The following is a 14,387-nucleotide window of genomic DNA, read 5'->3' as shown; positions in this document are numbered from 1 at the left end:
AGCGCGCCTTGACGTCAATCGAGCCCTGCACGCCGATCTTGACGCGCGCGTCGCCGCCGACAGCGAACATCTGGCCGACTTCGCCGTAGACGGTCCAGATCGGTTCAGGGCCAGCGTCAGGCCGGCAGCCGCCTCGCCCCAGGTACCGTCGATGCGCGTCGCGATGTCGATGGTCGCAGCCGGGCCGACGAAGCGCGATGTCAGTGCCACGACCGTCAGCGACGGTGTTCGCACGTCTTGCTTTGTTCGCTGCTCCCTGGCCGTGGCGATGGATTCGCGTGGCAAAGTGCGGCGGGCTCAGCCGGTTGCGTCCGTTGAATTGGCTTTGGCGCCGCCTTGCGGCACTGTTCCCTGGTCTTGACGCGCTTCTTTGCCGTAGCGCTGCTGTGCAGGAAGCGATGACTCTCGTCGCCCGTCGCGCCGAACAATGCTCGGCGGTCGTGGCGCTCGCTCGGCGCCACAATGACTGCCTTGCCGCCGCCCAAATGGGAGATCCGCCAGCGAGTTCTTCAGGCCCATGCCCTCCGCGAGGCAAGGTGCGTCGCGCTCCGCAGCCGCCTCTTCGTGGTATTGCCACATCCGGCAGCCGCCGAACGCGGGCCCGAAGCCTCGTCAAGAAACCAGACGACGAGTCAATGCGCATCGGCATTGCCTTCAACGGTCACAGCGCTGATTGGCTGCGTTCCAGGCGTTTGGCGGCACGCGTCGAGACCTCTAGACGCTGCCGAAGCATCGCCTGCGCCGACAGACGCACTTTCTCGATGAGCTCCGGCGCTGCCACGCGCGGGTGCCCACTTTGGAACGGTGGGGCCGGATCGTATTCAAGCATCAGCTGCAGCGCTTTCGCGGCCTCCGCCCCGCGGAGGACTTCGAGCACGGTGAAGGCGAAATCAAGGCCGGAGGTCACGCCGCCGCCGGTGATCCGGTTTCCATCGACGACGACCCGGTCGGGCACGATCTCGACGCCGAACAGCGCCAACTGGTCAATCGACAGCCAGTGACATGTCGCCTTGTGTCCTTTCAACAGACCAGCCGCCGCTAGCAGCAGAGAACCGGTACAGACCGAGGTAACCAGCGCGGCGCCTGGGGCCTGCTGGCGCAGGAATTGCAACACCTCCTCGTCTTCCATCAACGGCGTCTGCCCGGGTCCGCCAGGCACCACCAGCACGTCGTACTGGGGAGCCTCGCCGAAGCTCTGGTCGGGAATGATCGTGAGTCCGGTGTCACCCCTGATGGGGTTGCGATCCTTCCAGACCAATTCCGCCTGACAGTCCGGTGCACGCGCCAACACTTCGAAAGGCCCCAGGATGTCCAGCGAGGTCATCATCGGGAACGCGAGCATGCCGATTCGGGTTGTTTGTTTCGGGTTCATGCCGACCACTTTGCCCGGCTGCTCGGGCGCGCGCTGGACAAACAGTGGTTATTTGTGGACACGCTGAAGCAGCGTGGCGGCCGATGTCCCGAGATCAGCTGTCAAAGTCCGGCGTCGTCGCCCCCTCACGGGAAAACTTGTACTCAAAGCTGCCCTTCTGCAGCTAAGAGGTGAGCCATGAGCGACCGACGGAAATCCATTCAAATGCTGGGCGCGCTCGCACTGATGCGCCCGTTGCTATCGATGGCACAGGGCGGGAATCCCCAGATGGTGAAGCTTTTGGTGGGCTTCCCGCCGGGGGCCACAGGCGACCGGATCGCGAGGGCGGTCGCACCGCTGTTGGCCAACAACCTGCAGACCAGCGTCATCGTCGACAACAAGGCGGGTGCCGGCGGGCAATTGGCGATCGAATACGCGAAGGCCGCGCCGTCGGACGGAAGCGTGCTACTGCAAACCATCGGCTCTTCGATGGTCATTTACCCCCATACCTACCGCAACCTCCGCTACGACCCGGTTCACGACTTCGTTCCGCTTGGGACCGTGGCGACAGCGCCGATCGCCTTCGTCAGCGCGGCAAACCTGCAGTTGAAGACAGTGAAGGACGCCTTCACATTGATCCGGCAAGACCCGAAGCTCGCCTTCTACGGTTCACCGGCCTCCGGCAGCGTCTTCCACTTCTCGGGCGTTCTGTTGGCACGCGCCATGGGCTGCGAGTTCACCCACGTCGCCTACCGAGGCTCCGCCCCCGCGTTGGCCGATGTGCTTTCCGGGCAGGTTCCTTTCGCATTCCTGGCACCCAGCGACATCCTGGAGCACCACCGTGCGGGCAAGTTGAGGATTCTCGCCGTCACCGGGCAGACACGCGCGACGCAGCTTCCCGATGTGCCGACGTTCCCGGAGGCGGGATTCAAGGACCTCGTGAACCGAGAGTGGTTCTCGTACTTCATCAACCGACATGCAACTCCGGAGACCGTCGCGCGCTACAGCGCCGCCCTGCGCAAAGTGTTGACAGACCGGGAGTTGCGCACCACCCTATTGGCCGCGGGACTCGAGATCGGTGATGGCGACCCCGCCACCCTCGCCGCCACGATGCAGAACGAATATGGTCAGTGGAAGCAAATTGTCAAAGACATCGGCTTCGTTGCGGATTGACGCACGTCTGTCTCCGGCACCGCACCGCGGTACGCGGGAAGTCGGCATCGTCGTCTTCAGCGACGTGTTACTGCTCGACGCGAGCGGGCCGGCCGATGTGCTCGGCAGGGCGAATCACCATTCACGCAGCGCCGATGAGCCGGATCGCTATCGCATCACGGCGATCTCATCATTTGGCGGTGAGGTCGTGACGTCGTCCGGTCTGCGCCTGCAAACCGGAGCGCTGCCGCCCCCTGAAATCTGCGCATTCGACACGTTGATCGTCGCAGGCGGGCCCGGTGTGACGAACGCCAAGCACGACCTGCACCTCCGCAATTGGCTGCGAGCCGTCGAGCCCCGGGTTCGGCGCATCGGCTCGGTGTGCACCGGCGCCTATGTGCTGGCGGAGTCGGGCTTTCTCTCCGGCCGATCCAGCACGACGCACTGGGGGCATCTCGAGCGCTTCGCGGAGCTCTACCCCGACGTTCAGGTCCTCGACGATGCGCTCTTCGCCCGCGACGGGAAGTTCTTCACCTCGGCCGGCGCCACAGCGGGCATCGACTTGGCCCTGAGCCTTGTCGATGAAGATTTCGGTCGCGATCTCGCACTGGCGATTGCGCGCGAGCTGGTCGTCTTCAGGGTCCGTTCGGCAGGCCAGGGCCAGCACAGCGCCGCGCTGAACGCCTATGGCGGAACCGCGGACCGACTGAGCCGTGCCACGGACTACATCCTTGCCCATCTGGAAGATGGTGTCACGGTGGAGCAGGTGGCCGAGCACGTGTGCGTGGGAACACGTCAGCTGTCCCGCACCTTCAAGGAAGCGTTCGGTCTTTCACCCAGCGACTACATCCGCTCGGCGCAGGTAGACCTGGCACGCGAACTGCTCTCAGGTACGCATCAATCGATGGACAAAGTCGCCTTGCGTTGCGGCTTTTCGGGGCGTCAACAGATGGTGCGTGTTTTCGAACGCCTTCTGGGAGTGACGCCGATGGCATTCAGACAACGTGCGGCCCAAGGGACACCGAAGTCTTCGACCCGTTGCACCTGACTGTTGGCAGCGGTTGCATCGCCGCAGGCCTCCATCGCAGCCAGACCCGCCATCAGACATCTTGCCAGCCTGCACCGCTGCGTGCTGACATGGTTCCTGTTGTCGATCGGTGCCGCGGTAGGCGAGGCCGCTGGTGAGCCTGCAGGCCATGGAGCTCTGGGCTTGATGAAAGAAACTGTGCAACGAGGCTCGATCCAGCCCTCGCCCTGCCGAGAGTTCGAGGCGGGCAGCGATGCCTGCCGCCGCGCACGCCAGCGCCATGGCTTGGCGGCGCTGCCGGACAGCGCGATCTACTGATGGGGGATGGATCGCACCGGCCGCGGCGCAGGCCGCTGGTGCTACGCCGGCACGGGCAGGCCGCCGACCTGACCCTTGAACTCCTGCAACGAAAAATACGAGTGCATGTGCCGCACGCCCGGCAGGCGGTGCAGGCGGCGCTGCAGCAACTCGGAATAGGCATCCAGGTCTTTCGCGACCACGACGAGCATGAAGTCCTCCGGGCCCGAGATGCCGTGGAACATGACCACCTCGGGGATGGCGCACACCGCCTCTTCGAAGGCCTGGGACGAGATCTCGGTCTGGTGGTCGATGCCCACCATCACGAACGCCATCACCCCGAACCCCAGCGCGCGCCGGTTGAGGCCCGCGTGGTAGCCGCTGATGACGCCGTCGTCTTCCAGCCGCTTCACGCGCCGCCAGCACGGCGACTGGGACAGGTGCGCCATCTGCGCCAGTTCGCCCGAGGTGAGGCGGGCATTGCCCTGCAGGGCTTCGAGCAATTGCTTGTCGGTGCGATCGAGGGAGGCGGCCTGCATGATTTGTTCTGTTTTCTGGTTTAAAAGAATGGATTATTCAATTTTTACCGATGCAGAGGATAACCCCTTGGGAAATCACCCCCGATGCGCATAGCATGCGCGCCATGAACACGAATTCACCCCGGCTGTGGGACATTTCGGCGCCGGTGCATGCCGCCACGCCGGTCTTCCCCGGCGACACGGCCTACACGCAGCAGTGGTGCGCCACCATCGGGCCCGGCTGCCCGGTGAACGTGAGCGCCATCACGCTTTCGCCCCATGTCGGCTCGCATGCCGATGCCCCGCTGCACTACGACCCGGACGGCGCTTCCATCGGCGAGGTGCCGCTGGACGCCTTCATCGGCCCCTGCCGCGTGATCCATGCCATCGGCGCGGGGCCGCTCATCGAATGGGTGCACCTGGCCCATGCCGTGCAGGACCTGCCGCCGCGGGTGCTGGTGCGCACCTACGAGCGCATGCCGGTCGATCGCTGGGACGGGGCCCTGCCCGCCTACGCGCCCGGCACCATCGAGCGGCTGGCGGATCTGGGCGTGGTGCTGGTGGGCATCGACACCGCCAGCATCGACCCGGCCGACAGCAAGACGCTGGACAGCCACCAGGTGATCCGCCGCCGCGGCCTGCGGGTGCTGGAGAACCTGGTGCTCGACGAGGTGCCGGAGGGCGACTACGAACTCATCGCCTTGCCCTTGAAGCTGACCACGGCCGACGCATCACCGGTCAGGGCCATATTGCGCCCATGCCGTTGATTTCATTGCCCTGATTGCTATCATTTTTGATTAAACCGAGCTTTCCATGACCACCTTGCAAGACTGCCGCGCACTCGATGCGCAGGACCCCCTGGCCCCGCTGCGCGCGCACTTCGACCTTCCCCCCGGCGTCATCTACCTGGACGGCAATTCGCTCGGCGTGCTGCCCAAAGCCACGGCGGCCCGTGTGGCCGACGTGGTGACGCGCGAGTGGGGCACGGACCTGATCCGTTCGTGGAACACGGCCAGCTGGTTCGACCTGCCCCAGCGCCTGGGCAACCAGCTCGCGCCGTTCATCGGCGCCGGTGCCGGCGAGGTGGTGTGCACCGACAGCACGTCCATCAACCTCTACAAGGTGCTCAGCGCGGCACTCAACATCGCCCGTGAAGAGAGCCCGGCCCGCCGGCGCGTGGTGAGCGAGCGCAGCAACTTCCCCACCGACCTCTACATCGCCGAGGGGCTGTGCAAGGAGCGCGGCCTGGAACTGGTGCTGGTGGAGCCCGAGGAGATCGCCGCCTCGCTCACCGGCGAGGTGGCGGTGCTGATGCTCACCCACGTCAACTACCGCACCGGCGCCATGCACGACATGGCGGCCGTCACGGCGGCGGCGCATGCGGCCGGCATCCTCACGGTGTGGGACCTGGCGCACAGCGCCGGCGCGGTGCCGGTCGACCTGCAGGGCGCCGATGCCGACTTTTCCATCGGCTGCGGCTACAAGTACCTGAACGGCGGCCCCGGTGCACCGGCCTTCGTGTGGGTGCACCCGCGCCATGCCGACCGTTTCTGGCAGCCCCTGTCCGGCTGGTGGGGCCATGCGGCGCCGTTCCAGTTCACGCCCGGCTACCAGCCCGCGCCCGGCATCACGCGCTACCTGTGCGGCACGCAGCCCATCATCAGCCTGTCGGCCTTGCAATGCGGCCTGGACGTGTTCGATGCCGCGCAGCCGCTGGGCGGCATGGCCGCGCTGCGCGCCAAATCGCTGGCACTGACGGACCTGTTCATCCAGCTGGTTCAAGCGCGTTGCGGCGACCATGGTCTGGGCCTGGCAACCCCGCGCGAACACGCCCGGCGCGGCTCGCAGGTGTGCCTCACACGGGACGAAGGCCAGGGCCTCCACGGCCAGGGCAGCGGGGCCTACGCGATCGTGCAGGCGCTCATCGCGCGCGGGGTGATCGGCGACTTCCGCAAGGGCGACGGCGGCCAGGGCCCGCACAAGGACATCCTGCGCTTCGGCTTCACGCCGCTGTACATCGGCTTCGAAGACGTGTGGAATGCGGTCGAGCATCTGCGCCAGGTGCTCGACGGCGCCGAGTGGCAGCGCGCCGAGTTCAACCAGATCAACGCGGTGACCTGAGCCATGTGCCCCCATTCCCAATCCCCCGCGCCCGCCGGCAGCGAAGCGACCGCAGGCAAGCCCGAATCCATCGTGCACGAAGAGCGGGCCCAGCTCGACTTCAGCCAGAGCATGAGCTACGGCGACTATTTGTCGCTCGATGCCATCCTCACCGCGCAGAACCCCCGCTCGCCGGCGCACGATGAAATGCTGTTCATCGTGCAGCACCAGACCAGCGAGCTGTGGATGAAGCTCATGCTGCACGAGCTGCGCGCGGCCATCGCGCTGGTGGCCAAGGACGAGCTGCAGCCGGCCTTCAAGATGCTGGCGCGCGTGTCCAAGATCATGGAGCAGTTGGTGCACGCCTGGGACGTGCTGGCCACCATGACGCCGCCCGAGTACAGCGCCATGCGGCCCTACCTGGGCAGCTCCAGCGGGTTCCAGAGCTACCAGTACCGCAGCATCGAATTCGCGCTGGGCAACAAGAACCGCGCCATGCTCCGCCCGCACGAGCACCGCGCCGACCTGCTGGCCCAGGTGCAGGCCGCCTACGAGGCGCCCTCGCTCTACGACGAGGCCCTGCGCCTGCTGGCGCGCCGCGGCATCCCGGTGCCGGACAGCCACACCGCCCGCGACTGGACCCAGCCCTATGAGGAAAGCGACGCCGTGGAGCAGGCCTGGCTGGTGGTGTACCGCAACCCGCGGCAGCATTGGGACCTGTACCAGCTGGGCGAAGAACTGACCGACCTGGAAGACGCCTTCCGGCTCTGGCGCTTTCGCCACGTGACCACGGTGGAGCGCGTGATCGGCTTCAAGCGCGGCACCGGCGGCACGGGCGGCGTGAGCTACCTGCGCAAGATGCTGGACGTGGTGCTGTTCCCCGAGATCTGGAAGCTGCGCACCGACCTTTGAAACCAAGCGGTGGAGGGCCCCAAAGGGCCGTCCACGCGGCTCACACCGGCGCCACGACCCCGGTGCCCGCGAAATGCCCGCCAGCGTTGGCCAGGAACTGGTTCACGCTGGCCTGCACGGCCTCGGGCGACCAGCCCGCCACGTGCGGCGTGAGCAGCACGTTGTCCAGCCCGATCAGCGCCTCGGGCGGGTGCGGCTCGCTTTCGTAGACATCGAGCCCCGCGCCGGCGATGCCGCCCACGCGCAGGGCCGAGGCCAGCGCCTCGGTGTCCACCACGCTGCCCCGGGCGATGTTCACCAGGTAGCCCAGCGGGCCCAGCGCCTGCAGCACCTCGGCATTGACGGCATGGCGCGTGGCCGCGCCGCCCGGCGTGGCGCACACCAGCACGTCGCACCATTTCGCCAGTTCCAGCAGGCTGCCGAAGTACTCGTAGGCCACGCCGTCGCGCGGCTTGCGGTTGTGGTAACCCACGGCCATGTCGAAGCCCGAGGCGCGGCGCGCGATCTTCTGGCCGATGGTGCCCAGGCCGAAGATGCCCAGGCGCTTGCCCGACACGTTGGGCGGCAGGCCGATGGCGTCGCGCCACACGCCTTCGCGGCACAGGCGGTCGAGCGGGCGCAGGCCGCGCACCGCGCCGATCAGCAGGCCGAAGGCATGGTCGGCCACGCAGTCGTCGTTGGTTCCGGCGCCCGAGGCCACCACGATGCCACGCGCGCGGGCCGCGGCCAGGTCCACGTTCTCATAGCCGGCACCCAGCACGCAGATGAGCTCCAGCGCCGGCATGGCCTCGATCTCCTGGGCGCTCAGGCCCAGCGAGCCGATGGTGAGCACCGCCCGGAACCGCCCGCCCTGGGTGACGATGGCCGCGGTGCGGTCCGCCGCCGTGGGGGCGTAGTGCAGGTCGTAGAGGGCCGCGATCTGGGCCTGGCTCTGCGGGGACAGGTGGTTGAGAACGAGCAGGGGAATGCGAGGACTGGACACGACAGGATGCTTCCATATTGATAGCTGAACGGGCAGGCGGATCAAGCGCTGCCGCCCCATTTTGCGCCAATCGACCGGGGCGCGCCACCGGGTCCCGTCAACCCGGGGGCACGCGGCCGATCATTCCCTCACGATGACGGTGCTGTAGCCCGCGCTCGACGTGATCTCCGATTCCGAGAACGGCAGGCGCAGCCACTGCTTGGCCCCGTAGGCCCGGGTGTAGTCGCCGTTGCGGCTGGAGGCCGGATCGTCCGACAGCGAATAGGTGAGGAACGTGTGCGCCTCCACCCCGCCGGCCGGAAAACCCACCACCTGCATGTAGCTGTTGCCGTGCGGCTGCCCGTCCATGCTGTAGCCGCCCTGCTCGATCGGGTTTTCCGAGCAGTTGATGGTGAAGTAGCCCGGATCGCCGCAGCCGCCGTACAGCGCGATCTTGCTGCCGCCGCGCGTGGCGAACAGCACGTCGCCGCGCGGCGCATCCAGCGCGAAGCCGCTGCGCTGCACGCTCAGCACGGCGGCGCCGAAGGCCTGCCGCAGCGCATCGGCAGCGCTGGCGCGCAGCTCGCGAGGCGTGTTCAGCGGGTCGGCGGCGCTGAACGGCACGGCATAGAGCTGCGCGGCCGGCACCTTCACGCGGTTCCAGAACTCGTCCCACACATGCGAGCCCCGCGCCGTGGCGTTGCCGGTGTTGTTCCAGGCGCGCAGCGTGGCGCAGGCGGCGGCCACGTCCACCGTCCGGCCCTCGGCCGCGACCGTGATCTGGGGTGCCACGCAGACCAGGGAGAGGGCCTGCTCCTTGAAGCGCTCGGCGCTGAACACCCGGCTGTCGAGCACCATCTGCCGCACGATGGCGCTGGTGGCCTGCTGGCCGGCGTAGGCATCGGTTCCGGCCAGACGCTCCAGCGCCATGGTGTGGCCCATGCGCGTGCGCAGGCTCTGCGCCTGCGTTCCGGCCGGGCCGAAGATCGCCGGAAAGCCCGTGAGCGGCGCCTTGGCGTTGGCCAGCCAGTAGCTGTCGTTCATGTTGCCCACGTAGTCGTCGCGCAGCAGGCTGGGCATGCGCGAGGCGCCGATGGTGCCCTTTTGCGCCGAGTCGCTGTCGGTCTGCCAGTCGCACGCGCTGCGCGAGCCGTCGAAGAACGGCACGTTGGGCAGGGCCGCCGCCATCGCCTTGCCGAAGCCCGTGGTGCAGGTGGCCACCTGCTCGGTCGACACGTTGGGCACGGCGCCGATGTCGGCATACCAGGCGCGCGGGTTGCCGCGCCCCACGGCCACGGTGTTGACCCAGGGAATGGCCGATTCCTGCTTCTGGATGGCGATGAACTCGTCCAGCGAGGCCGCCTGGTTCCAGCGCATCCAGTTGCGGAAGGTGCGGAAGTTCTCGCCGTTGACGTCGCGCATGGCGAACGCCGTGGTCTGGCTCCAGGCCAGCGCCGGGTTGAGGCCGCCCAGGTTCACCACCGGCCCGTACTCGGTCTTGTAGAGGGTGCGCGTGACGTCGGTGAGAGCGCCGGAGGCGCCGCGCACCTGCACGGTGATGGGGGTGGCAGCCATCTTCACCGCCTTGCCATCGCGCACGTAGGTCGTGCGGTCGCCATCGGCCAGCTGCAGCTGGAAAACGCCGAAACGCCGCGCGGTGGAGACGGTGTGGCTCCAGGCCACGTTGTCGTTGAAGCCGATCAGCACCACCGGCACGCCCAGGAACGACGCACCGCTCACGTTCAGCTCGCCGGGAATGGTCAGGTGGGCCTGGTAGAACCGGTCCGGTCCCTTCCAGTACCAGTGCGGGTTGCCGAAGAGCAGGCCGCTCGACCCGCCGGTGGCGGCGGTGCCGAAGCCGTACATGTTGCTGCCGATGCCCGCGGTGCCACCCACCTGCAGCCGGGGCGGCTGCGTGCGCGCGGGATCGAGTTGCGCCACCTTCTGGGATGGCGACGCGGGCGTGGTGGTCCCGGCCGTCGCGCTGGCGGCCGCACTGGGCAGTGTGGCATTCGCCAGCGGCGCCACGAAGTTGCTGTAGCCCCCGGCCAGATTGGCGGCGACCATCCGCCGCCAGATGTCCCGCGCGGTGACGGGCTGCACCCATGCCGCCGTGCGGCAGGCCGCATGGGCGGTGCCACCGGCCTGGGCCTCGCGCACATAGCGGTTGTAGCCGGCGGCGAAGCCCTCCACCATCTTCTTGAGGTTGTCGGGCTGGGCCGCCACCATGGCGTCCACCACGTCGCTGGAGATCACGTGGCGGTGGAAGAAATCGGAGTCGAGATTGCGCGGCCGGTCGATGGTGCTTTCGTACACCAGCAGCGCATCGCCCCCGAAGTAGCGCGAGCGCTCACCGCGGTAGGTCACGAACGAATCGGCCATGGTGCACAGGTTGTCCTGCGCCTGCGCATAGCCGTATCCGAAGCCCACATTGCCCCAGTTGGACGCCTTGATGTGCGGCACGCCCATGGCCGTGCGCCGGATCTCCGCGCTGTAGCGGCCGTTGTCACCGCCCTCGCCGCCGCCCCCGCCGCAGGCAGCCAGCGCCGACAGCGCCAACACGGAAAGCGGCAGGCCGCCACGCCGAATCATGTCTCTCATGTCTTGTCTCCTTGGATGACCGCCTACGGGCCGGCGGAAGGGAGCCAAGGATAAAGGGCGCGCGGCTCCCTGGCTTGTACGCAGCCGCTACACCCGTCGGAGGCTCACTCACCCATGCCAGACGCGCTGCGCATGCGCGTCGACCACCACCGACACCTGGCCGGCTCGCGCGAGGAACGATGGCGGCAGCCCGAAGCAGCGCTGGAAGGCGTGGCTCATGTGGGCGCTGTCGGCAAAGCCGCCCGCCAACGCGGCATCGGTCAGCGGCCGGGCCGTGGCCAGCATGTGCACCGCGCGCCGGATCTTGGCCCACAGCAGATAGCGCTTGATCGACAGGCCCGTCTGCTCCCGGAACAGGTGGGTGAGCCGGTCCGGCGACAGCTGCGCGCATGCGGCCAGCTCCTGCAGCGGCACCGCGCCTTCGGCCGCCCGGGCCTGCAGCCGAGACAGCACGCGCACCACCCGGGGATCCATCGGCGCAGGCCCAGGCCGCTGTCCGCAGACGGTGTGCACCATGTCCACGCTCAAAGCGCGCAACGCCTCGGCAGGCAATTGCCCATGCACCGCACCTTCGAAGGCCTCCCGCAGCCGGGGGCCGAAGCAACGGGCATCCAGCGGCAGGATGCCGGCGCCGCCCAGACGGTCGGACAGGCCGCGGAACACGGCCGAAGCGGGATCGATGTTGAGCGACAGCAGCCCGCAGCCGTCCGCATCCAGCCGGCGCGGCACATGCGGCGCCACCAGGGCCGCGGTGCAGCGCAGCACCTCGCCGCCGTGCGTCACCAGGGTGAAAGGCCGTCCGTCACCGCAGGCGAGCAAGGTCGCGGACGAACGCGCGGTCAGGCCCGACTGGATGGCCGGCGTGATGTAGAAGAACCGGTCGTCCCAGAGGTGAAGTTGGTTGGGGGTGGGCATGCGGTGCGGACGTCGGGCAGGGCTGCATTTTTCAGCACCGCGGCGCGGCGCGTCGATCCGCATCGACCCTGCCCCGGTTTGGAATGCAGCGCCGGCACCTGGCCGGTCCAGGCCGGCCAGGGAGGTCAGTAGTCCTGCTCGACGCTTTGCTGAAAGCACACCTTCAGCCGATGCTCCCAGTCGTGCTTGTCGGCCTCGGGGACGAAGCTCGCCTCGAAGCTGTTGAAGGCCAACTGGTAGGCATGGCGGGCCGTGAGCTGCGGATCGGCCGCGAACAGCTGCGTGAAGTTGTCGTTGATGTAGCCGCCGAAGTACGCCGGGTCGTCCGAGTTCACCGTGGCCGCCAACCCGGCATCGAGCAGCTGGCGCAGGTTGTGGTCGGCCAGGTCGGGGAACACGCACAGCTTCTGGTTGGACAGCGGGCACACCGTGAGCGCGATGCGCTCCTGCGCCAGCCGCTGCATCAGCGCCGGGTCGTGCACGGCCTGCACGCCGTGGTCGATGCGCTCGGCCTTCAGCACGTCGAGCGCGCTCCAGATGTACGCCGGCGGTCCCTCCTCGCCCGCATGCGCCACGCGCCGCAGGCCCAGTTCGGCGCAGCGCGCGAACACGCGCGCGAACTTCTCCGGCGGGTGCCCGACTTCGCTGCTGTCCAGCCCTACGCCGATGAAATGCGCGCGCAGCGGCAGCGCCGCCTCCAGCGTGGCCAGAGCGTCTTCCTCGCTCAGGTGGCGCAGAAAACACAGGATCAGCGCGGACGAAATGCCCAGCGCCTGGCGCGCATCGGTGCAGGCCCGGTGCAGGCCGTGGATCACGGTCTCCATCGGCACGCCGCGCGCCGTGTGCGTCTGCGGATCGAAGAAGATTTCGGCATGCACCACGTTGTCGGCCGCGGCGCGCTGCAGGTACGCCCAGGCCATGTCGTAGAAGTCCTGCTCGTGCAGCAGCACGCTGGCGCCAGCGTAGTAGATGTCGAGAAAGCTCTGCAGGTCGGTGAACGCGTAGGCATCGCGCAGGGCCTGCACGCTCGCGTACGGGAGCGCCACGCCGTTGCGCTGCGCCAGGGCGAAGATCAGCTCGGGTTCGAGCGAGCCTTCGATGTGGATGTGCAGCTCGGCCTTGGGCATGCTGCGCAGCAGCGCGGGCAGGCGCTGGGCGGGAATGGGGGGGACCTTGAACATCGGCGGACTCCAAAAAGGGATGCCGCGCGCCCGATCGGGGCGGCGGTAGGCCAATGATGCCTTGTCCGCGGCCCGCCGCCATCGGCGCCTGCCCCGGGCCAGGCAGGCCGCGCCAGGCCGGCACGCGCGCCGGCCTGGATTCGCTGGCGGATTGCTTACTTCTTGTCGCCGCCGGGCACGGTGCCTTCGACGCCCTTCACGTAGAAGTTCACGCCGCCCAGGAACTTGTCGTCGGCGACCGCGTCCTTCGCCAGCACTTCCTTGCCGGTGTTGTCGGCGATCGGGCCCTTCCAGATCGAGAAGCTGCCATCCTTGAGGCCGGCCTTCACCTGCTCGACCTTGGCCTTGGTGTCGGCGGGCACGTCCTCGGCGATGGAGACGAGATCGATTGCGCCTTCCTTTACGCCCCACCAGCTCTGGCCGGTCGTCCAGGTGCCGCCCAGCGCATCCTTGGTGGCCTTGATGTAGTAAGGACCCCAGTTGATCACGGCCGAGGCCAGGTGGGCCTTGGGACCGTAGGCGGTCATGTCGGAATCCCAGCCGAAGGCGCGCTTGCCTTTTTCCTGCGCGGTCTTGAGCACGGCGGGCGAGTCGGTGTTCTGGAACAGTACGTCGGCGCCGCCATTGATGAGCGACGTGGCGGCCTCGGTTTCCTTCGGGGGGCTGAACCATTCGTTCACCCACACCACCTTGGTCTTGATCTTGGGATTGACCGACTGCGCGCCCAGCGTGAAGCTGTTGATGTTGCGGATCACCTCGGGAATCGGCACCGAGCCCACGACGCCCAGCGTGTTGGTCTGGGTCATGGCGCCGGCGATCACGCCGGCCATGTAGGCGCCCTCGTAGGTGCGGCTGTCGTAGGTGCGCACGTTCTCGGCCGTCTTGTAGCCGGTGGCGTGCTCGAACTTCACGTCCTTGAAGTCGGGGGCGATCTTCTGGATCGACTCCATGTAGCCGAACGTGGTGCCGAAGATCAGCTTGTTGCCCTGCGAGGCCATGTCGCGCAGCACGCGCTCGGCGTCGGCCGACTCGGGCACGCTCTCCACGAAGCTGGTCTGCACTTTGTCGCCGAACTCCTTCTCGATCGCCTTGCGGCCGTTGTCGTGCGCGAAGGACCAGCCGCCGTCGCCCACCGGGCCCACGTAGGCGAACGCGATCTTCAAAGGCTCGGCCTTCGCGGCGGGCGCGGACGCAGCGGGCGCCGGAGCGGCGGCCGGCGCTGGCGCGGGCTCGTCTTTCTTGCCGCAGCCGGCCAGGGCGGCGGCGGCCACGGCGGAAAGCGCGGCCACCTTGAGCAGCGAGCGTTTGTGCAGATCGGTCATGTCGGTTCCTTCGAGGAAAAAAGTGAGGGGAAAGGCAACGAAAAAATAAA

Annotated in this window: 13 protein-coding genes and 1 pseudogene; 6 read left to right on the top strand and 8 right to left on the bottom strand. The window is 67.7% G+C overall.

From position 1 onward, the window contains the following. Positions 1-297: 297 nt before the first annotated feature. Positions 298-594 (bottom strand): annotated as a pseudogene (locus tag AVTE2539_RS13125) (hypothetical protein); the annotation flags it as partial. A gap of 67 nt (positions 595-661) precedes the next feature. Continuing rightward, complete coding sequence (locus AVTE2539_RS13120) at positions 662-1,372, bottom strand: DJ-1/PfpI family protein (RefSeq protein ID WP_284411197.1); 711 nt, start codon at positions 1,370-1,372, stop codon at positions 662-664. A gap of 177 nt (positions 1,373-1,549) precedes the next feature. Between AVTE2539_RS13120 and AVTE2539_RS13115 the strand changes: the two genes are divergently transcribed. From AVTE2539_RS13115 to AVTE2539_RS13105, 3 genes are all read left to right on the top strand, one after another. Then, positions 1,550-2,524, top strand: a complete 975-nt coding sequence (locus tag AVTE2539_RS13115) for a tripartite tricarboxylate transporter substrate-binding protein (protein ID WP_284411195.1) — start codon at positions 1,550-1,552, stop codon at positions 2,522-2,524. Further along, a complete protein-coding gene (locus tag AVTE2539_RS13110) occupies positions 2,493-3,551 on the top strand; it encodes a GlxA family transcriptional regulator (protein WP_284411193.1) in 1,059 nt (352 codons plus the stop codon). The genes AVTE2539_RS13115 and AVTE2539_RS13110 overlap by 32 nt, the downstream gene beginning before the upstream one ends. Positions 3,552-3,713: 162 nt before the next feature. Then, positions 3,714-3,848 carry a hypothetical protein gene (locus AVTE2539_RS13105; protein WP_502868919.1) on the top strand — a complete coding sequence of 45 codons (135 nt, stop codon included), beginning with the start codon at positions 3,714-3,716 and terminating at the stop codon, positions 3,846-3,848. Positions 3,849-3,889: 41 nt separating this feature from the next. On the opposite strand, the gene AVTE2539_RS13100 is transcribed toward AVTE2539_RS13105, so the two are convergent. Then, complete coding sequence (locus tag AVTE2539_RS13100) at positions 3,890-4,366, bottom strand: Lrp/AsnC family transcriptional regulator (RefSeq protein ID WP_272551503.1); 477 nt, start codon at positions 4,364-4,366, stop codon at positions 3,890-3,892. Between the two features lie 104 nt (positions 4,367-4,470). Here AVTE2539_RS13100 and kynB point away from each other — a divergent pair, with 104 nt between their 5' ends. Genes kynB through kynA form a run of 3 tightly spaced genes read left to right on the top strand, consistent with a single transcriptional unit; the run spans position 4,471 to position 7,357 of the window. Next, positions 4,471-5,112: an arylformamidase gene (kynB, locus tag AVTE2539_RS13095; protein ID WP_502868918.1), complete on the top strand. Its 642-nt coding sequence runs from the start codon at positions 4,471-4,473 to the stop codon at positions 5,110-5,112. 46 nt (positions 5,113-5,158) lie between these two features. Beyond that, positions 5,159-6,466: a kynureninase gene (gene kynU, locus AVTE2539_RS13090; protein WP_284411189.1), complete on the top strand. Its 1,308-nt coding sequence runs from the start codon at positions 5,159-5,161 to the stop codon at positions 6,464-6,466. Positions 6,467-6,469: 3 nt separating this feature from the next. Next, positions 6,470-7,357: a tryptophan 2,3-dioxygenase gene (kynA, locus tag AVTE2539_RS13085; RefSeq protein WP_284396163.1), complete on the top strand. Its 888-nt coding sequence runs from the start codon at positions 6,470-6,472 to the stop codon at positions 7,355-7,357. Between the two features lie 40 nt (positions 7,358-7,397). Here kynA and AVTE2539_RS13080 read toward each other — a convergent pair whose 3' ends face one another. The 5 genes from AVTE2539_RS13080 to AVTE2539_RS13060 all read right to left on the bottom strand — a co-directional run bounded on the left by AVTE2539_RS13080 (position 7,398) and on the right by AVTE2539_RS13060 (position 14,337). Further along, positions 7,398-8,399, bottom strand: a complete 1,002-nt coding sequence (locus tag AVTE2539_RS13080; protein WP_284396164.1) for a 2-hydroxyacid dehydrogenase — start codon at positions 8,397-8,399, stop codon at positions 7,398-7,400. A gap of 60 nt (positions 8,400-8,459) precedes the next feature. Beyond that, a complete protein-coding gene (locus AVTE2539_RS13075; RefSeq protein WP_284411187.1) occupies positions 8,460-10,919 on the bottom strand; it encodes a penicillin acylase family protein in 2,460 nt (819 codons plus the stop codon). Positions 10,920-11,027: 108 nt separating this feature from the next. Next, a complete protein-coding gene (locus AVTE2539_RS13070) occupies positions 11,028-11,834 on the bottom strand; it encodes a helix-turn-helix domain-containing protein (protein ID WP_284411185.1) in 807 nt (268 codons plus the stop codon). 125 nt (positions 11,835-11,959) lie between these two features. Continuing rightward, positions 11,960-13,015: an adenosine deaminase gene (locus tag AVTE2539_RS13065; RefSeq protein WP_272551495.1), complete on the bottom strand. Its 1,056-nt coding sequence runs from the start codon at positions 13,013-13,015 to the stop codon at positions 11,960-11,962. A 155-nt stretch (positions 13,016-13,170) separates the two neighbouring features. Then, positions 13,171-14,337: a BMP family ABC transporter substrate-binding protein gene (locus AVTE2539_RS13060; RefSeq protein WP_272567809.1), complete on the bottom strand. Its 1,167-nt coding sequence runs from the start codon at positions 14,335-14,337 to the stop codon at positions 13,171-13,173. Positions 14,338-14,387 lie beyond the last annotated feature (50 nt).

This window comes from Acidovorax sp. SUPP2539 (assembly GCF_030158975.1).
Lineage (GTDB): Bacteria > Pseudomonadota > Gammaproteobacteria > Burkholderiales > Burkholderiaceae_C > Paracidovorax.
The sequence above is the reverse complement of the archived record's forward strand: the minus strand, read 5'-3'. Positions and strand labels throughout refer to the sequence as shown.